Annotated in this window: 21 protein-coding genes; 15 read left to right on the plus strand and 6 right to left on the minus strand. The window is 34.2% G+C overall.

From position 1 onward, the window contains the following. Positions 1–77: 77 nt before the first annotated feature. Positions 78–2099: a DUF3857 domain-containing protein gene (locus VUJ46_RS05715; RefSeq protein WP_326984041.1), complete on the minus strand. Its 2022-nt coding sequence runs from the start codon at positions 2097–2099 to the stop codon at positions 78–80. 152 nt (positions 2100–2251) lie between these two features. Here VUJ46_RS05715 and VUJ46_RS05720 point away from each other — a divergent pair, with 152 nt between their 5' ends. After that, positions 2252–2605: a DUF4377 domain-containing protein gene (locus tag VUJ46_RS05720; RefSeq protein WP_326984042.1), complete on the plus strand. Its 354-nt coding sequence runs from the start codon at positions 2252–2254 to the stop codon at positions 2603–2605. A gap of 26 nt (positions 2606–2631) precedes the next feature. Then, the gene (locus VUJ46_RS05725; protein ID WP_326984043.1) at positions 2632–2988 is read left to right on the plus strand and encodes a DUF4377 domain-containing protein; all 357 of its coding nucleotides are present in this window, start codon (positions 2632–2634) and stop codon (positions 2986–2988) included. A 251-nt stretch (positions 2989–3239) separates the two neighbouring features. Here the strand turns inward: VUJ46_RS05725 and VUJ46_RS05730 are convergent, their stop codons facing one another. Beyond that, positions 3240–4181, minus strand: a complete 942-nt coding sequence (locus VUJ46_RS05730) for an SPFH domain-containing protein (protein ID WP_326984044.1) — start codon at positions 4179–4181, stop codon at positions 3240–3242. 175 nt (positions 4182–4356) lie between these two features. Here VUJ46_RS05730 and VUJ46_RS05735 point away from each other — a divergent pair, with 175 nt between their 5' ends. After that, on the plus strand, positions 4357–5430 hold the full coding sequence (locus VUJ46_RS05735) for an NAD(P)H-dependent flavin oxidoreductase (protein WP_326984045.1): 1074 nt from the start codon (positions 4357–4359) through the stop codon (positions 5428–5430). A gap of 81 nt (positions 5431–5511) precedes the next feature. Here VUJ46_RS05735 and VUJ46_RS05740 read toward each other — a convergent pair whose 3' ends face one another. Continuing rightward, complete coding sequence (locus tag VUJ46_RS05740) at positions 5512–6867, minus strand: deoxyguanosinetriphosphate triphosphohydrolase (protein ID WP_326985075.1); 1356 nt, start codon at positions 6865–6867, stop codon at positions 5512–5514. Between the two features lie 70 nt (positions 6868–6937). On the opposite strand from VUJ46_RS05740, the gene VUJ46_RS05745 reads away from it, so the two are divergent. Together VUJ46_RS05745 and VUJ46_RS05750 are read left to right on the plus strand one after the other, a co-directional pair. Then, the gene (locus tag VUJ46_RS05745) at positions 6938–7672 is read left to right on the plus strand and encodes a DNA-formamidopyrimidine glycosylase family protein (protein ID WP_326984046.1); all 735 of its coding nucleotides are present in this window, start codon (positions 6938–6940) and stop codon (positions 7670–7672) included. Positions 7673–7681: 9 nt separating this feature from the next. Beyond that, complete coding sequence (locus VUJ46_RS05750) at positions 7682–8764, plus strand: hypothetical protein (protein ID WP_326984047.1); 1083 nt, start codon at positions 7682–7684, stop codon at positions 8762–8764. Here the strand turns inward: VUJ46_RS05750 and VUJ46_RS05755 are convergent, their stop codons facing one another. Next, positions 8765–9487 (minus strand): LytR/AlgR family response regulator transcription factor, encoded by a 723-nt coding sequence (locus VUJ46_RS05755; RefSeq protein WP_326984048.1) that lies wholly within the window; start codon positions 9485–9487, stop codon positions 8765–8767. Continuing rightward, positions 9484–10284, minus strand: coding sequence for a sensor histidine kinase (locus tag VUJ46_RS05760; protein WP_326984049.1), 801 nt, complete (start codon positions 10282–10284; stop codon positions 9484–9486). Before VUJ46_RS05760 ends, VUJ46_RS05755 begins: the two co-directional genes overlap by 4 nt. Positions 10285–10752: 468 nt before the next feature. On the opposite strand from VUJ46_RS05760, the gene VUJ46_RS05765 reads away from it, so the two are divergent. From VUJ46_RS05765 to VUJ46_RS05810, 10 genes are all read left to right on the plus strand, one after another. Continuing rightward, positions 10753–11181, plus strand: coding sequence for a hypothetical protein (locus VUJ46_RS05765; protein WP_326984050.1), 429 nt, complete (start codon positions 10753–10755; stop codon positions 11179–11181). Positions 11182–11183: 2 nt separating this feature from the next. Continuing rightward, on the plus strand, positions 11184–12161 hold the full coding sequence (locus VUJ46_RS05770; RefSeq protein WP_326984051.1) for a DUF6268 family outer membrane beta-barrel protein: 978 nt from the start codon (positions 11184–11186) through the stop codon (positions 12159–12161). Positions 12162–12967: 806 nt separating this feature from the next. Next, positions 12968–13486 carry a MepB family protein gene (locus VUJ46_RS05775; protein ID WP_326984052.1) on the plus strand — a complete coding sequence of 173 codons (519 nt, stop codon included), beginning with the start codon at positions 12968–12970 and terminating at the stop codon, positions 13484–13486. A 113-nt stretch (positions 13487–13599) separates the two neighbouring features. After that, complete coding sequence (locus VUJ46_RS05780) at positions 13600–13833, plus strand: thioredoxin family protein (RefSeq protein ID WP_326984053.1); 234 nt, start codon at positions 13600–13602, stop codon at positions 13831–13833. 87 nt (positions 13834–13920) lie between these two features. Next, positions 13921–14184: a DUF2024 family protein gene (locus tag VUJ46_RS05785; protein ID WP_326984054.1), complete on the plus strand. Its 264-nt coding sequence runs from the start codon at positions 13921–13923 to the stop codon at positions 14182–14184. After that, positions 14184–14795, plus strand: a complete 612-nt coding sequence (locus VUJ46_RS05790) for a MarR family winged helix-turn-helix transcriptional regulator (protein WP_326984055.1) — start codon at positions 14184–14186, stop codon at positions 14793–14795. Before VUJ46_RS05785 ends, VUJ46_RS05790 begins: the two co-directional genes overlap by 1 nt. A 15-nt stretch (positions 14796–14810) precedes the next feature. Then, a complete protein-coding gene (locus VUJ46_RS05795) occupies positions 14811–15527 on the plus strand; it encodes an AAA family ATPase (RefSeq protein ID WP_326984056.1) in 717 nt (238 codons plus the stop codon). Then, positions 15524–16258 carry a YggS family pyridoxal phosphate-dependent enzyme gene (locus tag VUJ46_RS05800; RefSeq protein WP_326984057.1) on the plus strand — a complete coding sequence of 245 codons (735 nt, stop codon included), beginning with the start codon at positions 15524–15526 and terminating at the stop codon, positions 16256–16258. The genes VUJ46_RS05795 and VUJ46_RS05800 overlap by 4 nt, the downstream gene beginning before the upstream one ends. Before the next feature lie 156 nt (positions 16259–16414). Then, positions 16415–17236, plus strand: coding sequence for a tetratricopeptide repeat protein (locus tag VUJ46_RS05805; protein WP_326984058.1), 822 nt, complete (start codon positions 16415–16417; stop codon positions 17234–17236). Between the two features lie 298 nt (positions 17237–17534). Then, entirely contained in the window at positions 17535–17696 is a 162-nt protein-coding gene (locus tag VUJ46_RS05810) for a hypothetical protein (RefSeq protein ID WP_326984059.1), read from the plus strand. Positions 17697–17759: 63 nt separating this feature from the next. Here VUJ46_RS05810 and VUJ46_RS05815 read toward each other — a convergent pair whose 3' ends face one another. Further along, the gene (locus tag VUJ46_RS05815; RefSeq protein WP_326984060.1) at positions 17760–20756 is read right to left on the minus strand and encodes a LamG-like jellyroll fold domain-containing protein; all 2997 of its coding nucleotides are present in this window, start codon (positions 20754–20756) and stop codon (positions 17760–17762) included. Between the last annotated feature and the right edge of the window lie 400 nt (positions 20757–21156).

Consider the following 21156-nt stretch of genomic DNA (forward strand, 5'->3'; position numbering starts at 1 on the left):
GTTGCGTTGAAATTAAGAATCTGCTAAACCATACAATATTCTAAACATCAACTTCATTCTTCGAGCTTTCAAACCAACTACTTAAACTTCTTTTTAAAGCCAAACTTCAGCATATTCATCAATCCGGGTTCAATGATATCAACTCCGATTCCGAAATTACTGTCTGCGACTGTATGGTGAGCCGTTCTGAAATCTTCAAACTGCTCCTGAGGAATTTCAATATTCACCAGAGGATTGTATTCAATATACACCGTTCCTCCGTTTTTATTGATCTTTTTTCGGCTTTGATAATCAAAATAAGCATTGGAGATCGAGCTTTCCTGAATTGTATATTTTTCGCCGGCATCAATTTTTTGATCGGTATGAAGAGAAATCTCATATTTCTCACTGTCGTAATTATGCCAGAAAGGTAAGTCTTTATGCATAAAATCCCTTGCGCCCGCCTTCACCACATTTCTGTCAAAATACATTAAAAATCGGTTCTGCTGGGGGTCTGTAAAATAAGGATTATCGATGGTTGATTGATACTGAATTTTAAACTCATTCAGTTTTTTATCATCACTAACGACATCTATTACGGCATCTTTGAAAACATTCCTGACATCTGTACCGCTTCGGTCATTAGAATAATTTAAACTGTAAAACAGAAAATTATTCCAGCTGTCCAGGATTTCTCTTTTATTGGTATTTTTAAAATATCTCCTCATTGCGTTAGCGCGATTTCCTCGGTAAACGGTTGTAAGCTTAAGATCTCCTGTCGATTGTTTTGCAGTGAATTCCACTTTTTCATCCACACAGTAATAAGGATACTGATAGGCTTTTCTTACATTCAGCTCCTGATCGGGCTTGATCTCCAGGTAATGCATGAAATAGGTAAACCCACGATTTTCAAGAAAGCCAAACTCATCACGCAATGTTGCATCCACAAAATGATCTTCTCCTTTATGATTGATTTTCACGATCACATGATTGAAAGTAAGCAAAGACGGCAGATAATATTTAATATAAAAATCGGTATGGAAATTAACCAAAACGATTGACGAATCAACGCCGATATAATCAAGAACAGATTTCAGCAACACAGATTTTGCCTTACAGTCTCCCTGCTTGGTTTCATACGTTACAGATGGCTCCTGTGGCTTGTGACCGTTCATTTCATTAGCATTGAAAATATAATAAATATTATTCTGCACATATTCAATGGCGAACTGAAGCTTTTCGTCTGCATCCGTGATAGCGTCCAGTTTTTCGACCAGATTCGGAGCATAATCTTTTAAAGAAGCCTTATTGAAAATCTCTTCATAGAGCGGCGCAATATAATTGGAAAGATCTTTCCAGTTGCTGTCTGTTGCAAAATCGATAAAAGGAAAAATTTCACGGTTGGCGTCAACCGGATTTATATAGTTATTCTCATCAATCACAAAGCGCTCTCCTTTTTTAAGGTAACGAACTTCTGGCTTCAAAACATTCCCCTGTTCATCTCTGAAAAAGGTCTTTTTGTAGGCAATAACTCTGTCTCTATCATTAATAAAAGTAAACTTAAAATTCCCATAAGCCCAATAATTATCAGGACTTACCCATACATGCTTTGAAAATTCTTTTCTGAGGAAATCTCTTTCTGAAAAAGCTTTAACGCGAGAATCTTCTAAGATCAAAACATCATATAATCTAAGATCCTTTATCGTGATATTAATTTTTTTATTGCTACTCAACACTCCGCCGGCACTTTGGTTTTCGCTATCAAAGACTTTAATACTGGTGTCCGGAATTTTATCGATAAGAACTCCGTCTCTCAAAACACTGATGCGATGGATGATATATATTTCATTTTCTTCCACCACAACCTCTGACACCGAAGCTCTTTCAAGGTTGGCCGGCTCATTCAGCGTGTAGGCCATACAAACATACTCGCTGTTCTCGGTATTGCAGGTATAATATTTTTTATCTAAAAAGTAACAGTAATCCCTTCCCTCATCAATCTGTTTTTTAGCAAATTCAGACTCTTTAATACGATCGATAAGTTCCTGATCTTCAATAAACCCTGCCCATTCTTCCGGTTTTTGAATTTTGTAGTTTTCAACTTGAATTTGATTATCCATATTTATATTTTACTATTTTAATTGGTTTTGGTTAAAAAATTTAGGGCATCCAAATTAATTAATTAAAAAATAAAAAGCAAGTATAAAAGCGTGACAAATGCTCACATAGACTTCGGCACAATAATTGACAGCTATGGATTAAATCATAATGCATGAGAATTTTAAAAACAATTTTAACAGGATGTATTCCTGTAGTAGCATTTTTTTCACTTGCTCAATGTACAGCCACTTCGGATGCTGTATCTTCAAACGGAAATGAAAAGACTTTTATTGTAGGCCCTCAAACTGCCGACTGTACAGGAGTGGTTCCCATGAAATGTCTTCAGGTAAAGGAAACACCAGGTGGTGACTGGACCAACTTTTACACCAATATTGACGGCTTCACCTATGAACCTGGATATGAATATGTTTTAAAAGTAAAAACAGAAAAAATTAAGAATCCTCCTGCAGATGGTTCATCAATAAAATATACTTTAGTAAAACAGATTTCTAAAACAAAAAAATAATCAGTAACAATTAAATTATTACACAGATGAAAAGTAAAACTTTAATTTTGACCGGGTTTCTTGCCCTTTCATCATTAGCTGTATCAGCTCAGAAAAAAACGAAAGCACCAAAAGCAAAAGCGAATTTGAAAACGTTCATCATTGGGCCAAAGAAAAGCCCATGTATGAGCATCAACCAACGAGGCGACTGTTATGAACTGAAGACGTCAAAATCTCAGAAAGAATGGGATAATCTTTCCCAGCCCATCAAAGGTTTCAACTATACACCCGGGTATGAGTACGTAATTCAGGTGAGAGCTGACAAACCGAAAGAGCAGTTAGAAGGTGCTAAAGAAGAATACACTTTCGTAAAAACCGTTTCTAAGAAAAAAGTTAAATCATAAACATTCAATAGCGAACCCCTCGAGATTTCGGGGGGTTCGCTATTTTTATAGTGCTGCATTCGTTTTTGCTATTAAATGTTAATCGGATTAACATCCGATCCTGATATAAATCGCCCCGTTGGGGCTCTTACAGGCAATTTTGATAAAAATAATCACGTGTTAAAAACATTAATTTCATCCACTTGGCTCCTTTTACCTTTTACCTTTTACCTTTTAACATGACAAAGCACGATCAAATTCATACCATCGAATTACCCGTTATGTTCATGATCTTTCGGAGGTTTAGGATAACTTCCCTTGTTCGCTTCTCCTACAGTGTTTGCCGTGGTCATTGCCACAACCAGATCATTCAGCATTCCGCTGGCTGCTGTTGGCGAATTAGGTAATAAAACCAAATTACTTCTGTTGCTTGCCCCTACAGAATGCAAGGTATCGTAATGTTGTGTAACCACGATCAATGCAGAAGCTTCATGAGAATTGATATCTACATTATTCAGCATTCTTACCGATTCTTCAAGACCTTTCGCAATTTCTCTTCTTTGGTCTGCAATCCCCTGCCCTTGTAGCTTTTTAGATTCTGCCTCAGCTTTTGCTACTGCAACAATTCTTATTCTCTGAGCTTCAGATTCATATTCTGCAGCCGTTTTTTCTCTTTCTGCAGCGTTGATCCTGTTCATGGCGTGTTTCACCTGTTCGTCCGGATCAATATCTGTTACCAACGCTTTAATAATATCATAACCGTAGCTGTTCATTGCTTCCTGTAATTCACTTTTTACAGCAATCGCTACATCATCCTTTCTCACAAAAACATCATCAAGCTTCAATTTCGGAACTTCTGCTCTTACCACATCAAAAACAAAAGAAGTAATCTGATTTTCAGGATTTTCCAGTCGATAATAAGCATCAGCAACCTGATTTCTAATTACCTGATACTGAACAGAAACCTTCATTCTGATGAAAACATTATCTAACGTTTTAGTATCAATAATTACATCTAATTGTTGAATTCTCAGATTCAATCTTTTAGCGATTTGATCTATGATGGGTAGCTTAAGATGTAATCCCGAATGCTTTACTGAAGTAAATTTACCGAAACGTTCAACGATTGCCGCCGTTTCCTGCTTCACCACAAAAAAGGAAGCAAATAGAATAATAAGCCCGAAAAATATAACGGGAACTAATAGATATGTCATAGTTTTTAATTTTTTAATGTGTCGTAATAATTTTATTTCCAAACAAGTAATATGTTTTTTTTTAAATATACTAAAAATAATTGTATAGATGAATGACATCAATCAACATCGTATTTGGAAAAGGACGGTTTAAATTGATTAATTTTATTCGTGTTTTACTAAAATCAGCTATATCATGTGGAATAAAAACAGAATTACAGAATTATTAGGAATTGAATATCCCATCATGCAGGGTCCTTTTGGCGGAGGTTTATCAACGGTTGAATTAACAACAACAGTCAGCAATCTCGGTGGTTTGGGTGGATTTGGAGCTTATACTTTATCGCCACAGGAAATTTACGATATTCATCAACAAATACAATCAAAAACTGACAAACCTTACAACCTCAATCTTTGGGTGAATGACCACGATATTATTGACGAAGAACACACGCAAAAGCAATACGAGAAGGCAGTTGAGACTTTTAAACCTTATTTTGATTTATTAAATATGGAAGTTCCGCAACCTCCCCCCTCTTTTGAATCGAGATTTCAGAATCAGTTGCAGGTTGTTTTTGATATTAAACCTAAAGTTTTCAGCTTTATGTTTGGGCTTTTAGATCCAAATATTATTGAAGATCTTCACAAACAGGGAACTATCGTTCTTGGAAATGCGACGACTTTGGATGAAGCCATCGCTTTGGAAAATCTGGGCGTTGATATTATTGTCGCTTCCGGTTTTGAAAGTGGCGGTCACCGACCTTCGTTTTTGGATAAATCTGAGCTTTCGACGACGGGAACTTTTGCGTTGATTCAATTGGTTAAAGATAAAGTGAGAATCCCTGTGATTGCAGCCGGAGGAATTGCCAACGGTCGCGGTATTGCCGGAGCTTTCACATTAGGAGCTGAAGCTGTACAAATCGGAACTGCTTTCTTAGCAACCGAAGAATCCGGCGCCTTGCCGATCCACAAAGAGTTTTTGTTTTCCGATGCAGCAAAATCTACGACACTTTCCAGAGCTTACACCGGAAGATTAGGACGTGGAATTACCACAAAAATCACAAGAAATGTATTGACAGCAACAGACAAAACGTTGCCGTTTCCTTTACAGACAACCTTCATGGGAGCATTGAGAAAAGCCGCTCTGGAACAGCAAAAAAATGATTTAGTTTTCTTTTGGAGTGGACAGATAGCTCCAATTTTAAAGCATAAAAAAGCATCAATTTTAATGAAATCATTGATCGAGGAAGCAAATGGGTTACTTGCTTGACTTAATGGAAGTTTGAAGATGGAAGCTTGAAGTTGATAACGTTCGCAAAAACTTCCCGCTTCCAGCCTCCATCTTCCCTACTTAAACCGTCATTCCAATATCAATTCCTTTGATTTTTCGGTAAAGGTCGGTTGCGTAATTATCGGTCATTCCGGAAACAAAATCGATCACGCCCAAAACCTTTTGGTAGTCGGTTCCTTCGTCGTAAACGAATTGTTTTGGAAGTAATTTTAATGCTTTTGTATCGTAAGATTTTCTATTTTCTTTAGATTTTAAAATCGATGGAATAAAATGATCTAACAACTCATACATTACGTTGTAGCCAGCATTTTCGATTTCCACAACTGCTTTATGATTATAAATTTTTTCGATGGAAAAAGATTCTATGTCCTGTAAAGCGCTGTTTTCAGATTTGTAAATATCTAAAAGTCCTTTATCTAAATTCCCTTCAAGAATTGTTGTAAAGTTATTTCTATAAAGCTCAAGTGATTTATTGATTAATGCATTAATTACTTTCGCTCTTAAATAAGAAATTTGTTCGTTTTCATTTCCAATGGAATCCAGCTTATCTTTTACTCTTTTGATATCATCCGTTTCAGATTTTACCAGTTCGAAAAACAAATTTTTACAGTCAGCCGTGGAAACAATTCCCAATCGATGAGCATCTTCCATGTCGATAATATTGTAACAAATATCATCGGCCGCTTCTACCAGCCAAACGAACGGATGTCTTTTGAAAATATGCGGTTCTTCGCTTTCTGAAATTAAATTCGTTCCTTTTGCAATTTCTAAGAAAATATCCTTTTCATTTTGAAAAAAACCGAACTTTTTTCTATGAATAATTCCTTTCTTTTTCGCAATCGCTTCACAAGGATATTTTGCAATACTCGCCAACGTTGAAAATGTCAACTGAATTCCTCCCGCATCTTTCCCTTGTTGTTGCTGAGCTAAAACCCTTATTGCATTGGCATTTCCTTCAAAATTCACCAAATCGGCCCATTCCTTTTCGTTGAATTTTGGCTTTAAATCTGATTCATTTCTTTCAAAATAACTAGCAATCGCATCTTCTCCGGAATGTCCAAAAGCCGGATTTCCAACATCATGGCACAAACAAGCCGCCGCAATTACATTTCCTAAATTATGAAGGTAAAAACTTTTAGCATCTTCCGTGAGATCATTTTTATATTCGTCATGAATAAACTCCCCCATCACACTTCCCAAACTTCTTCCAACAGACGAAACCTCAAGCGAATGCGTCAAACGATTGTGTACAAAAACACTGCCCGGAAGTGGAAAAACCTGCGTTTTATTCTGCAGTCTGCGAAAAGCCGATGAAAAAATGATTCTGTCAAAATCTCTCTGAAAATCCGTTCTGGACGCTTTTGTATGTGGATTGTTTCCTGTACGCTGATTGGTGAAAATCTGGTTTACGTTCATCATTTTTCAAAATTACTTCAAATTTATTTTTTACGGAATAATATTTGAATTTTTCTTAAAAAAGAAAGCTATGCCTGAAGGTCCCACTATTGTTCTGATGAAAGAAGATCTGCAAAAATTTGTGGGTCAAAGAGTAATTGAAGTTGAGGGAGATTCGATTAAAGACAAATCTGGAATTAAAGATGAAATTTTACGGGAAATAAAAACATTCGGGAAGCAAACTTACCTTATTTTTGATACAATAAATATTCGAATTCATCTTCTGATGTTCGGTTCTTATAGCTTATTTGAGAAGAAAGATCAGAAAGACAATTTACGTTTAGGTTTGATTTTTAAAGATGGCGGAATGTATTTTTACACCTGCAATGTAAAACTTGTGGATTCTAAATTTTTATCAAAAATTGATTGGGAAGCTGATGTCATGAGTGATGAATGGAATTCTACAAAAGCTGAAAAAAAGTTAAAATCTCACCCAAAGATGATGGTCTGTGACGCCTTGATGGATCAGGATATTTTTTCGGGAGTCGGTAATATTATTAAGAATGAAGCATTGTTTAGAATTGGTGTCCATCCTGAAAGTCTCATTGAAAATTTACCTCCAAAAAAATTGGAAGAATTAATCGCTGAAGCCAGAAATTACAGTTTCGATTTCAAAAAATGGAAAAAAGCGAATATTCTGAAAAAGAATTTTCAAGTATATCATCAGAAAAACTGTCCGAAATGCGGTGCAAAAATCATAAAAAAAGACACAGGCTCTGGAAAACGAACAAGTTTTTTCTGTGAGAATGATCAAAAATTATATTAAAAACATTTTATGAAAATATTTTATTCATCTCTTCTTTTAATTCTTTTATTTTCCTGTAAACAATACTATATAGAAAAAAATTGTTTCGAAGACGGCAAAGAAAAGAATAATAAATATAAAGAATTCAAAATTGACAGTCAGGAAGAAATCTTACGTGCAAATCCATCTCATTTAAGGTTCATCATTAATAAAGAATTGAAAACTTATGATGAAGAATCCAAAGATGATCGGGTTTTTAGATCAGAAAGTGAATCGAGAAAAAGAATAGAAAAATATAATAAGAAATTCACTGATCTCAGAAAAAACTTTGGAGAACAGTTTTTCTACAAAAATATTCAGAAAGAAAATAATAACATTTATGGAATTGGCGAAAATCAATTTGGATATTGGTTTCTTGAAGTGAAAAATAATACTCCAAATGCTTATTATTTAGGGTTAAGCAATTTCACTTATTTTAATAATGTCCAACCTGAAAATTTTGTATCCGGTAATAGACTTTTAGCTTACGGAAGTTTTATCAGAATAAGTGAAAGTTGGGGCTATCCTTTTGGTCCCAAAAAAGAGGCTGTAAAAGATCAATTAGTTTTTGAAATCAATCTTGATTTGGTAAGAAAAGATAGCGATAAAGACCGTTTCAACGATTTATTTGAAAAATTAATTTTATTAAATCCAAATTCTGCCGATACAGATAATGATGGAATTTCTGATTTTATAGATATCAATCCGTTATATAAATCAGAAAAATCTAAATTCACAGATTTGTATTCTCAGGTTGTAGATCATGATTATCAGAACTTTGATTTTTCCAAAAACAATTATTCCTTTGCAGGATATTTTTCGGATTGTGACTATTTCCAAAAAATCAATCCTACTCTTGTAAAAGTTCTTATTTATCCTGAAAAAGAAAGATTTAACCTGAAGTCCGATTACAGATTAGGTATGTTTCCAGATTATATTGGCAAAATTAAAAAAGATAGAGATGATAAAAAATTCTTTATCAACTATGGAAGCGGAGCAGGTGGAGGTTTTATTGAAGCTATTTACGAAAATGGAAAATGGATTTTATCAAAACAGTCAACTTATGCTATTTAACTAATTTTCAAAATTCAAAGAACCACCGGAATACGCTTTGAAAAACTCAGATTTATAAACTTCTCCTAAAGGAATCTCGGCATCGGCAATATAAATATTATGATTATCAAAAGAATCAATAAAATTCATATTTACTACATACGATTTACTTACTCTTAAAAACAGATTTGTTGGAATTCTTTGATGAATCGTCTTTAAATTCATGGCAGTTATCAATTTCTGACTTTGAGTATGAATGACCACATAATCTTTTAAACCTTCAATAAATTTAATATCCGAAAAATTAATTTTATAATATCTTCTATCTGCTTTTATGAATAAAAAATCAGCTGTATTAGATTCTATAGTATTTTTTACGGTTTCATTCAGTAATTCTTTATATAAAACTGCTTTATTGATCGCTTTTTCAAGTCTTTGTTTATCAATTGGTTTCAATAAATAATCCACAGCATCCAATTCATAACTTTTCAATGCATATTGAGAATAAGCAGTGGTGAAAATCACCAATGTGTTTTTAGGCAAACTTTCGGCAAACTCCAGTCCTGAAATTAAAGGCATTTCGATGTCTAGAAAAACCAAATCAATCTCATTCATCTTTAAAAATTCCATTGCGGCAGGCACGTTGGAAAAGTTTCCTGAAATTTCTATTGATGAAACTTCATGAATCAACGACTGCATTTCGGCTCTTGCCAAAGGTTCATCATCAACAATTATACAATTCATACAGGGATCATTAAGGTTACAAAATATTCTTTATCAGTGGAAATTATATCCAATTCGTACGTATTTTGATATAATAATTCTAGTCTTCTTTTGATATTAATCAATCCTAATCCACTAGATTTTTTATCAGAAACCAAATATTTAGAATTTTTTGAATTTATACATTCAAAATATAGCTTTTCATTCTCCATTTTAAAATTAATCTTAATATAATTTTCATCGGCATCAAAATCTACACTATGTTTTACAGCATTCTCCACAAACGTTGTAAAAAGATTGGGCGGAATAAAAATACTGTTCAGCGTACGCTTATCAATATTCACATAAATATCAACAGACAAATCTTCCCTTCGGATCTTTTCAAGATTAATAAAATTCGACAAAAAATCGATTTCAGACGTAAGCAACGTTTTTTCTTCCCCGTTTTCATACAACTGATATCTTAAAAATTCAGATAATTTCATGATAACCGTTGTTGCTTTTTCAGGATTTGTGCGAATTAAAGCTTTTACATTATTCAGCATATTAAAAAGAAAATGCGGATTGATCTGATTCCTAAGTTCGTTCAACTCCATTCTCAAAGTAAGGTTGCTCAATTCTGTAATTCGCTGATTATCTTTGATCCATTTTTGAAGCAGCTTTATCGTTGTTGTCGTCAAAATAATGGGAATGCACATGAGAATACCTTCGTACAAACCACCTCTTTCCCTTTCATTGGGAATATTAATGATACGATATTGCGAAAAAAAAGTCTCAAAGAAAAAACTAATGACATTAAGCCCGACAACTCCTAACACGACAAGCAGAATAAAATACGTAATGTATCTGGTTTTAAAGAAAAATATAGGCACCAATACATATATATTAATGTATATCATCCCAATCAGTAAAATATACACAAAAAAAAGAATATAGTATTGCGAAGGCTGCGAGTACCAACGCCAAAATCGGGAACTGCAGATCAGCAAGAAGAAGAAAACCAGAAACAAAATGTGCCGTAAGATCCTGAATCGATTTTCCACTAAAAAATCGATTACAATTGTTTCTTTAAATTCCATGGAGCCAGATTTCATATTCCGAACTATCTTTTTTGATCTTACAAAAATAGATTATAACGCGGTTTTCATCCTTAATATTATACGAAGTCCGCATTTTTTTATACGAATTTTCAGCAGCTTGGGTTTTGTATAAAATATCTGCCGTTTCATATAAAAAGCGGGCAGCCAAAACCATTTCTCTATTCCTTTGCTTCAAATTTAACAATTATGGAATTGAGCGCTTTTCAACAACTTTCAGAAAAGATTACTTTAGAATGTTTTCATTTATCTGATTCTCAACAGGAAGAAAAAATTATTCAGCTGATTGACCTTCATCATTTTGTGGAATGTTACAATCAAAGCTTACAAGTGATTGATTATATAAATAATCCGGTAAATATTATCGAAGAAAACGGAATCCGAAAGGGAATTTTGTTTTATGATTTAAAATTTTCGTCGCCGCTTAATCCTTATGAATCGGAGGCATTTAAAAAGCAACATCATTTGCAGGAAGTTTGGTTTGTATTTGTGGAAGAAGATACGAAAGCACTTTCTTCAAAGCATTCTGAATTTATTAATGAAAATGCTGTCGATATTTTTTATGATAAAATATTCGTTTTCAATTTTTTCCAATCGGTGATCAAAGTAATTAAATAAATATGAAAACACTAAGAAATGCTTTGGTACCGCTGGCTATTTTGCCGTTTAAAAATACAATTCATGCTCAAAAGAAAGACAGTATTCCGCAAAAAGTAATGGCATTTGTAACGGATAAATTTCCGCAAACAAGAGATTTCAACGTAGAATTTACGCAACTTACGCCTTATCAATACAGTTCGCAACTTCATGATGCTGATCTTCCCGATAATAAAGTTAAAAATTTTCAACAGGTAAAAGCCAATGCCAATATTTATTTCATAAAAAATCGAAAATGGATGTTTAGCACAGCTTTACAATATCGTTTTACAGGAATGGAACTTGAAAATCCTATTTCGGTATTTTCTGAAGAAAGAGGAACAAAAGAAAATTTCCATTATCATTCTGAAACTTTTAGTGTAACGCACTTTTCAAAATTATTCAATAAAGTTGCCATTTATTCTGCCAATGTTTCGGTGGACGGAAGCGATAAACATTTTGAAAGATTCCGCGGAATGTTGACGGGAAGTATTGTTCTAAAAGCCAACGCAAAGACCAAAATGACGCTTGGAGTTGCGGTTATTGTAGATCCGAGCGCGCAGGTTCCGGCACTTCCGATATTCACCTATGAAAACAAATTCAATAATGGCTGGGTTGCAGATATTATATTGCCAAAGAAAGTCATGATTCGGAAAGATATTTTTTTGAACGGCAGAATTTCATTGGGAACTGAGATGGATAATACTTCATTTTATATTTATCAGTCGGATAAAACCTATGAATACAGGCAGTTGGAGATTAATTCCGGGGCAACATATGAGCACCATTTAGGCGGAAACTTCATCGGAACTTTTAAAACAGGACTTCGCATGACGCCTAATGCAAGACTTTTCGAAAAACAGGAATCTTTTAAGGATTATATATTTAAAGCGAAATACGATCCTTCATTTTATTTCAATATCGGAATTTCTTACAATCCTTTTGGGAAACCAAGAAAATAATAAGAATACACTTTTTGTCACTGACAGATGACATTCTTTAGCAATTTCTGACACTAAAGTCATTCAAACGATTTGAATGGCTTTTTTACATTTTATTAAAATAAGAGAAAATACAATCCTGAAAAATAAATTTTGTTAACAAAAAATTCATTTAGGATTAAAATATGACGTTTTGGTTTTGCAATTTCTGATGATATTATGCATACCATTTTTTCTTTTTTGGATTATCAACTCTTAAATATAAGATCTAAATACTTTAACAGATCAATAAAAATTTGCAGATAAGACAATAAAAATACACATAATTTTTCAAAAATACATTAAATTAATGTAAACAAAATTTAACATAAAACTACACAAACAACACCTTAACTCACTGATAAACATCATAATTATTCACTTTGGCACATGATTTGAAAATAGTAATATTGCAAATATAAAATCGACAATAAAAAGTCAAATAATTAAACACATCACAATATGATTACGTACATTGGAATTGCCACATTTTTAGTAGTTATCACTTCCTACTTTATGACTGTCAGAAAAGAAGGAAACTAATTAGATTCTCATTAAAAAATAGTCGCATATAGAAGAAATTTACTAATTCGCATTTATGTTTACAATCTGAAAACAGGTTGTTGCTCTTTTACTCAACTGGAGTAAAAGAGCCCAAAACATAAAGTAAGAGATTTACCAACAAGACAAATTTTAATTTTTATAATAGCCGATAGGGTCGAACGAAAGTTCGGCTTTTTTTGTTTTTAAAGGTAAGTTTACGGCAATTTTTACTTACTTTCGTTATTATGATTCAGGAAATTCAGAATATTCAGGATAAAGTATTCAAAAAATTAAACCTAATGATTTCAGATTTCACTAAAGACTTGGAATGTGATGAATATTTTGGTTATAATTTTAAACTTAATCAATTCAATATAAAATTCAGAAAAGCGAAAGTAACTCATAAGAAAATCGGACAGTTTGTAACGCTATGGAAAAGAAATCCCGACACCAAAGAAACCGAACCTTTTCACTATAATGATGATTTCGATTTTTACATTATTTACACCGAACACGAAAATAATCAAGGTCTTTTCCTTTTCAGCAAGAAAGTTTTAATTCAACATCACATTTTAACGATAGAATCGAAAGAAGGAAAACGAGGCTTCAGAGTATATCCGAAATGGGATATTGCAGAAAACAAACAGGCAATAAAAACTCAAAACTGGCAAGTTCAGTCTTTTATTGATTTATCTGAATTAGAAGATGAAGTTTTCAAAACAACCAATAACATTCTATTTAACAACCCCTTAGACAAAAATTAAAGCAATTCAAAACGTTAAAATTATGTTAAATAAATTTTCAAATCAAATTTAGTTAGGAATCCTAATTATATTTACAGAAGAAAATTAATCATTAACATTTAAGATTTCAAACAATGAAAAAATCAGTTTTTTATCACGCGGGTTGTCCGGTTTGCGTAAGTGCAGAACACGACATTATTAATTTGGTAGGTGCAGAAAATGTGGAAGTTGTACATTTTGGAGAAGACAAAAGCAGAATTGAAGAAGCAGAAAAAGCAGGTGTAAAATCTGTTCCGGCTTTGGTTACGCCTAATGGAAATGTGCTTCACATCAACTTTGGAGCTTCAATGGAGGATGTAAAAGCGTAAAAAAAATTTGCTTCACATAGTTAGGACTACTACCTTTGTGAAGCATTTTATTATTATTTGAAACAACAATTAAAAATTTACAATAAAATGCAAGTAGCAGTTTGGGACACTTACGTAACTAAAAAAGACGGGAAAGTAATGCATTTCGACATTATTGCACCGAAAGAAATTACCTCAGCAGACGTGATTTACGGCTACGGAAAAGAATATTTAAAAGAAAAAGGGCAGGAAAATCAGGAACTCAGTTCGAAAGAATGTAGTTTCTGTCACGTAGAAACCGTTCTGCCGCAATGGGAAGCCGAAATCAGCGAAAAAGGCTACACCATTATAGAAATGGAAAATTGTAATTGATGAACGAATCAGATTTTAACTTAAAGCATCAAAACCAGAACGCGGAAAGCAAAATTGTGGCTTCTTTAGAGAGAATTTCACAGGCTTTCCGTGTTTTGCTTTGGCAGGAAAGTAAGGAACATGCTTTAAGCCCGATTCAGGTGCAGGTTTTGATTTTTCTTCTGAATCACAGCGACGAAAAGAGGAAAGTGAGCTATCTGGCAGATGAATTTAATATGACAAAAGCCACGATCAGCGAAACCGTAAAATCACTTGAACAAAAAAATCTGATTACCAAAGAATATGAACCTCACGACACCCGAAGCTACATTATCCACCTGACGCAGAAAGGAAAGGAAATTGCTGATAAAACGTCGTATTTTACGCAACAAATTGGTGCTCCGATTAAAAATCTGGATGAAGAAAGTAAAGAAAATCTTCTTCAAAGTTTGTTTGGTGTCATCGAACATTTAAACAAAGCGAAAGTGATTACCATTCAGAGAATGTGTTCTACGTGTGCTTATTTTGAGCGTTCGGAAGAAGGAAAAGAGCCTTTCTGTAAGCTTTTACAAAAACATTTATATTCCGAAGATCTACGAATCGACTGTCCGGAACATCTTATGAAAGTTTAATTTAAAATATAAAAAATGAATCTGTACGACCTTATTATTCAGGATAAAGAACAAGTGACGCTCAATGATGTTTTCCTTGAAACAAAAAATAAGGAACAATTTGTGCAGCTCATTAAAGAACATACTTACGTCAAAGAACTGCAGGAATTCGGTCTTCCCGTGAACAATAAAGTGCTTCTGCAAGGAAGTTCCGGTTGCGGAAAAACCATGACTGCAAAGGCGATTGCAAATGCTTTGGGTAAAAATATTATTATTTTAAATTTAAGCAATATCGTTTCTTCGAGAATTGGTGAAACTTCACAAAATATCAAAATGATTTTTGATAAAGCTTCTCGTGAAAGATCAGTGCTTTTCCTTGATGAACTCGACCAAATCGGGAAAGCGAGAGGCAGCGATGACAAAGACGTTGGCGAAATGCGAAGACTGGTCAATACATTGATCCAGTTGATTGATTATTATCCTGAAAATGCACTTTTATTGTGCGCTACCAATCATCCTGAAATCATTGATACGGCTTTGTTGAGACGTTTTCAGCTGAAGATTACTTATGAAATGCCTTCGAAGGAATTTCTGGATACTTTTTATGATAATTTATTGTCGAAGTTCCCTGAAGATTTAAATAAAATTGAACAAAAATATGAGATTTCTTTTGCAGAAGCTAAGGATCATGCATTGACTTTGGTAAAATCTAATTTAATTCAAAAACTGGAAGGGAATTCCATTAAAATATGAAAGATGACATCCTCCACAATCTTGAAATCATCAACCAAAGAATAAAAAATGCTTGCAAAAAAGCAGGTCGAAATGTTGATGAAGTAAAATTATTACTGGCAACAAAAACCATTTCTGCTGAAAGAATTAAAATAGCTTTGGAAAACGGACAAACGTTAATTGCCGAAAATAAAGTTCAGGAGTTAAAGGAAAAATATGCCGATTTAAAAGATACTCGTCACGAAAATCATTTTATAGGACACCTTCAAACAAATAAAATCAAAGATATTTTAAAATATGATGTCAATTGCGTTCAGTCTATTGATCGATTTGATTTGGCTGAAAAACTTCATCAAAGACTTTTATTGGAAGGAAAAACAATGAATGTTTTAATTCAGGTGAATACTTCGAATGAGGAAAGTAAATTTGGAATTCATCCTGATTTTACGATTGATTTGGTAAAGAAAGTTGCTGAGTTAGACACATTGAAAATTAAAGGTTTAATGACGATTGGATTATTCAGTGCCGAGACCGAAAAAGTAAGAGCATGTTTTAAACTACTGAAAAATCTTCAACAGGAAATTATTCTACAAAATATCCCAAACGTAGAAATGAACGAGCTTTCGATGGGAATGAGTGGAGATCTGGAAACCGCGATTGAAGAAGGTTCTACAATTGTGAGAGTGGGAACGGCAGTTTTTGGAGCGAGAATCTATCCGGATTCTTATTATTGGGATGAGGAGAAAAATTGAGTTGGAGAGTTGGAGAATTTGAGTGTTTTAGAGTTGGGAGAATGCTTAAATTTTAATTCTATTTTAATTATTAATCGAAAAATAGTTTTTGATCCTGAGATAATGATTGATTAAAAAGTCTGCAAATCTCTTTACATTAACAAAAAAACTAAACAAATGAAATACTCTTTGTGCATATTAGGATTTACGATCATAATTTTATTTGCTTGTCAACAAAGCTCAGATAAAACAAATCCTTTCCAAAATGATATTGTTTTCAAAGACAAATATGGAAATACCATTTCAAAAAGTGAATTACAAAATACAACAGGAAAAGTAAAATATGAAATCATGAGAAATCAAAATATAGATGCAACCGCAAAAAAACTACACAATGAAGCTCGAGAACTGGGACAATCTGGAAAGTACTATTTATCAATCAAAAAGCTTGAGCAAGCTATAAAAATTCAGCCAGATTGGGCTTATCCAATTTATGATTTGGCTTACACTTATTTGTTGAAAGGTGATTTTGAGAATGCTTTAAAGTTTTATAAAAAAACTAACGAACTTGAACCAAAAGGATTTTTCACCGCGAAAACGGCTTTGTATACTTTGGAAGGAGAACAATCGGGAAAATTCCCCAAAGGTTTGTATATGGCTTATATGCAAATTGAATGGACAGACGATGCAAATAAAAAACTTGAAATCGCAAAAACTTTAACTGAAAAAGTCCCGGATTTTGCTCCTGCGTGGAAAGAACTTGCTAATCTTCTCAATGATAATACAGAAAAACTTAATTCTATTGAACAAGGACTTTCAAAAAATCCTGACGCTGATACCAAAGGAATTTTGGAAATAAATAAAGCCATCATACTGAGCAACAGCGGAAAAATAGAAGAAGCTAAAAATATTTTAGGTGGTATTATCTCCTCACCTTATTCAACGATAAGTAATATTGAGTTAGCAAAATTCACATTAAAATCAGTTTCAGAAAAATAGATTTATTTTAAAATAAACATCTCGATCTACATTTTTTTAATTACTTGGAAGTGATGATGTACAAAAACTTTAAGAAAAAAGAATAATTACAAAATTCAGCATAAAATACCGTTTACCATGTAGAAGGTATTTTTTATTTCATTGAAAAATCAATATTCGTTTAATTTATATTTAAACATTCATATTTCACGGATTTAATATTTAGTAATCAATTGATTATTCCAAAAATTAGGCATATTTTTTGAAATAATTTTTTCAAAAAAAACACATTATGCGAAAAAAAATGTATGGATACCTAATGATTCCACTTGTATTTCTTACCTCCTGCGAAAGGCAGAATACCAATAGCAAAATTACTGAAGAAGCTGAAAACATTGAAGCTGCCGTTCTTATCACCTTTTCAGTAATGGGAGCCAGTCTTCTGCTTACTTACTTTAAAAAATGGAAACAACAGAAATAATTAAAAACAAATCCCTTTCATCACTGAAAGGGATCTTTTTTCAATCTCAACAAGTGTTTATTTTTATTTCACCACCACTTTAAAATTACTGTTCAAATTCTCCCCTGAGACATTTAAAATATAATTTCCTGATGCTTTTACGCTGGCAATATTTAAATTAAAAATTCCGTTTCCGTTAGCATTCAACTTTTCTTTAACGACAATTTTCCCTGTCAGATCAATTAATGTTGCTGTTAAGTTTGATTTTTTATAATCCGGAAGCTTGATGAAAATCTGATCTTTCGCCGGATTTGGATATACTGAACCTGCATTTTTACTGATACTGAATTCTTTATTACCCAAAACTGCCTGATTATACAAACCGTAAACCTGAGCCGGAGATAAGGCGTAATTATACATTTGAAGTTCATCTAAAGCACCTTTGTAAGGAGCCGGAGCATTTGCTGACGATAAAAATTCAAGTTCACCAATATTCCCCAAAACAAGATCGCTTGCTTCTCCAATTCCGGTTACTGCCGTTTCATCACCTTCTGCACTTAAAACCCCGTTGGTATAAATTCTCATTTTATGTGCGGTAATATCTCTCATAATCACCACATGCACCCAGTTTCCTGTAAAATAGTTGGCAATTGGTGAGGTGATTTCCTTTTTCGTCACGTCATCATCAATAGCATAGCGAAGTTGACCACCTTTTATTTCTACATTAAAACGTTTTCCGGTTGCGCCCGTCGCTGTATTTTTAGTAAACGAACCTTTACACAAGACATAAAGACTCGTTGCCGAAGAAGACGGAATCATGCTTACCGGAGCTTTCATCCAATAAGAAACAGTAAATGAATTATTATTAAATAGAATCTGATCCTGATGCGGAATACTCGCGATGTAATTATTCGGAGCCGTGGCAAAATCTAAAGCATAATTTTCTTTTCCGGGAACTCTTACGCTGGCGTTATCATAATCCGTATTTAATATTCCGTTATTGGCATAAGAAGTGACATCCGCGATTTGTTCACCTGAAGATGGAGCTTCCGAGAACGGCCAGTTTCCGACAATTCCAGGTGTTAAAGCACGGAAATTCCAAACATCACCTGTTACACTTCCCAAATTATTAGAAGCATCTACTCTCCAGTAATAATTGGTTGTTGTACTTAAATTAGAAAGCTGGTACGAAGGTGCAACCGAATATGGAACTGTAGCAATAGTATTCAAATTCTGCGGGTTGGTTCCGAAATAAACCGTATAATTCGTTGTATTTGAACTTCCTGTCCATTTTAAAAGAAGATTGCCATTAGTTAATTCTACATTATTATTGCTATTGGCAGGTGTCGGATTTGCTGCTTTAGTCGGAGCCGAAGGAACCGGCGGTGTAGTGATTGATGTATTCGCTGTATAAACCGAAGATTCTGTGGAGCTCGTTGCCTTCACCCTATAATAATATTGAGTATTCGGCGTTAATCCCGTTTCGTTGTAACTTGCCGTATTGGCTGGAAGTGTTGCAATCACTGAAAAATTAGTTCCATTAGTCGAACGTTCCAGCACATAATTAGTTTCATTAGTTGCGTTATCATTCCAATTAACGGTTAAAGAACTGGAAGCCGGACTTCCCGAAGTTACCGCATTCGTGAAATTCAGATTCGTTGGCGGAATAATAAAATCCGGAGCAGCCGTATTAGGCAAACTGTTGATATACACCTCAATATTTAAATAGGGAGCATGCGTTGTACTGACTGCTAAAGCGTCAAAAACATTGGGATTGAGTCCGTTGGCAATTTCCCATGCATCTGGCATCCCGTCATTATCAGTATCCAAAGGAGCCGGAGCACCATACACATGCCCTGCCCCACCATTGGTAAAACCAAATTGAGTAGCCAAATCATTCTGAACATACACATACGTCGCTGTCGTTCCTTTTGATTGTAAATCTGAAATCATTAAATTATCGACCTGGTCACGTCTTGGATATGATGCTCCTACGCCTGCCACTATATTATCATACGCTGCCTGAGCTGTCAATATTGGATTTTGTACCGGATAGTCATACGGAACCGACTTTATCGCTGCCATATCCCCCACCGGATATCCATTCAGATCCTGAGGAACCAAAGTTCCGTCCAGCACTCCGTTTTTATTATTATCAAAGTAATTTCCAGAACCGTATAAGTTAAAATTCGCATTTCCCACACTAAACGGTGTCGTTACCGAATTACCTGTATTAGGACCTCCAATGAAATAATTATTGATGATATTCACAAAAGAGCTTCCCGCTGAATCTCCTCCCATAATATAGGCCTCCCCCGATTGTGTGTGACCGTAAGTATTTCCGTAATTCCCCCAGTTGTACACGACATTATTGACGAATTCGTTGATTCCCTTTACCTTATTATTTCGGGTTTTATTACAAATGTACAGATTACCGATGAGACTGATTTTCCCTCCTGCCGGTGGCTGCATCAATCCTCCTGCGGAATGATTATGGCGATGTAATCCCTGTCCCATAATCGAATTCTGGATGGTGATATTATCCGGACTGGTTCCGCTGTTGTCCCAATTGACGGAAAAAACCTCATCGGTTCCCCAGCTGAATGTCATATGATCCAGAATAATATTGGCGCCGTTCGATATTCCTGAGGCATCCTGATTCTGAGAGGTTCCCCCGTAGCGGATTCTAAAGTATCTGGCAATCGTATTACTGGCACCCGAAAAGGATACCCTCGGTCCCAAAAATAAAATTCCCTCTCCCGGAGCCGTCTGCCCTGCAATGGTTGTATTGGGAGCGATTGCTACAATAGACTGCAAATTAACAATTCCTCCGACTTTAAAAATAACAAATCTGCCGGGCTGGCTCACCGCATCACGGAATGAGCCGGGTCCACTGTCGTTTAAGTTCGTCACCAGATAAATCTGAGGATTAGCTGCCCCTCTGGCTCCGGTGGTAAATCTTCCGAATCCGGTAGCTTCCGGAAAGGCTAAGGTCTGTGCGTTAAGCTCCAAAGTGGAAAATGTTGCTCCACAAAATAGCAAAGAAGTAAGCGTTTGTTTAATAAGTAATGATCTTTTCATAAGATTAATTTAGTGTTAACTAATCTAAACACAAACGTGAACTGGCGCATCCTGCCCTATCCTGATTACGTGCTAAAAATCAAATGATTACGTTTCAAATCATTACTTTTACACTAAGTAAAAATATTTCAATAGACTGAGAATCATTGGGGAAAATTAAGGTTAGTTTTATATTCTCATTCTAATTTTCTTTTATCAAAGATTGAATTATTAACTTCTTGGTATTAGTTATTTAGCTATTTTTGATGAAAAGAGATGGTAAAAATTCCTTAATTAAAGACGTAAATTTCAAAATAAAATTTTCCATATTCCTAACTATGCTAAGCACAAAATCTATATTCTTTTTATTATTTTCTATAACCATAAGCTCACAACAGACGGATAAGGATCTCCTGCTTAA

Origin of the sequence: Chryseobacterium sp. MYb264 (assembly GCF_035974275.1) — a bacterium.
Taxonomy (GTDB): Bacteria; Bacteroidota; Bacteroidia; order Flavobacteriales; family Weeksellaceae; genus Chryseobacterium.

What these genes read in the sequence shown, in the direction of transcription:
- VUJ46_RS05715 (WP_326984041.1), bottom strand. Translation starts at nt 2,099, where the DNA reads ATGGATAATCAAATTCAAGTTGAAAACTACAAAATTCAAAAACCGGAA.
- VUJ46_RS05720 (WP_326984042.1), top strand. Translation starts at nt 2,252, where the DNA reads ATGAGAATTTTAAAAACAATTTTAACAGGATGTATTCCTGTAGTAGCA.
- VUJ46_RS05725 (WP_326984043.1), top strand. Translation starts at nt 2,632, where the DNA reads ATGAAAAGTAAAACTTTAATTTTGACCGGGTTTCTTGCCCTTTCATCA.
- VUJ46_RS05730 (WP_326984044.1), bottom strand. Translation starts at nt 4,181, where the DNA reads ATGACATATCTATTAGTTCCCGTTATATTTTTCGGGCTTATTATTCTA.
- VUJ46_RS05735 (WP_326984045.1), top strand. Translation starts at nt 4,357, where the DNA reads ATGTGGAATAAAAACAGAATTACAGAATTATTAGGAATTGAATATCCC.
- VUJ46_RS05740 (WP_326985075.1), bottom strand. Translation starts at nt 6,867, where the DNA reads ATGAACGTAAACCAGATTTTCACCAATCAGCGTACAGGAAACAATCCA.
- VUJ46_RS05745 (WP_326984046.1), top strand. Translation starts at nt 6,938, where the DNA reads ATGCCTGAAGGTCCCACTATTGTTCTGATGAAAGAAGATCTGCAAAAA.
- VUJ46_RS05750 (WP_326984047.1), top strand. Translation starts at nt 7,682, where the DNA reads ATGAAAATATTTTATTCATCTCTTCTTTTAATTCTTTTATTTTCCTGT.
- VUJ46_RS05755 (WP_326984048.1), bottom strand. Translation starts at nt 9,487, where the DNA reads ATGAATTGTATAATTGTTGATGATGAACCTTTGGCAAGAGCCGAAATG.
- VUJ46_RS05765 (WP_326984050.1), top strand. Translation starts at nt 10,753, where the DNA reads ATGGAATTGAGCGCTTTTCAACAACTTTCAGAAAAGATTACTTTAGAA.
- VUJ46_RS05770 (WP_326984051.1), top strand. Translation starts at nt 11,184, where the DNA reads ATGAAAACACTAAGAAATGCTTTGGTACCGCTGGCTATTTTGCCGTTT.
- VUJ46_RS05775 (WP_326984052.1), top strand. Translation starts at nt 12,968, where the DNA reads ATGATTCAGGAAATTCAGAATATTCAGGATAAAGTATTCAAAAAATTA.
- VUJ46_RS05780 (WP_326984053.1), top strand. Translation starts at nt 13,600, where the DNA reads ATGAAAAAATCAGTTTTTTATCACGCGGGTTGTCCGGTTTGCGTAAGT.
- VUJ46_RS05785 (WP_326984054.1), top strand. Translation starts at nt 13,921, where the DNA reads ATGCAAGTAGCAGTTTGGGACACTTACGTAACTAAAAAAGACGGGAAA.
- VUJ46_RS05790 (WP_326984055.1), top strand. Translation starts at nt 14,184, where the DNA reads ATGAACGAATCAGATTTTAACTTAAAGCATCAAAACCAGAACGCGGAA.
- VUJ46_RS05795 (WP_326984056.1), top strand. Translation starts at nt 14,811, where the DNA reads ATGAATCTGTACGACCTTATTATTCAGGATAAAGAACAAGTGACGCTC.
- VUJ46_RS05800 (WP_326984057.1), top strand. Translation starts at nt 15,524, where the DNA reads ATGAAAGATGACATCCTCCACAATCTTGAAATCATCAACCAAAGAATA.
- VUJ46_RS05805 (WP_326984058.1), top strand. Translation starts at nt 16,415, where the DNA reads ATGAAATACTCTTTGTGCATATTAGGATTTACGATCATAATTTTATTT.
- VUJ46_RS05810 (WP_326984059.1), top strand. Translation starts at nt 17,535, where the DNA reads ATGATTCCACTTGTATTTCTTACCTCCTGCGAAAGGCAGAATACCAAT.
- VUJ46_RS05815 (WP_326984060.1), bottom strand. Translation starts at nt 20,756, where the DNA reads ATGAAAAGATCATTACTTATTAAACAAACGCTTACTTCTTTGCTATTT.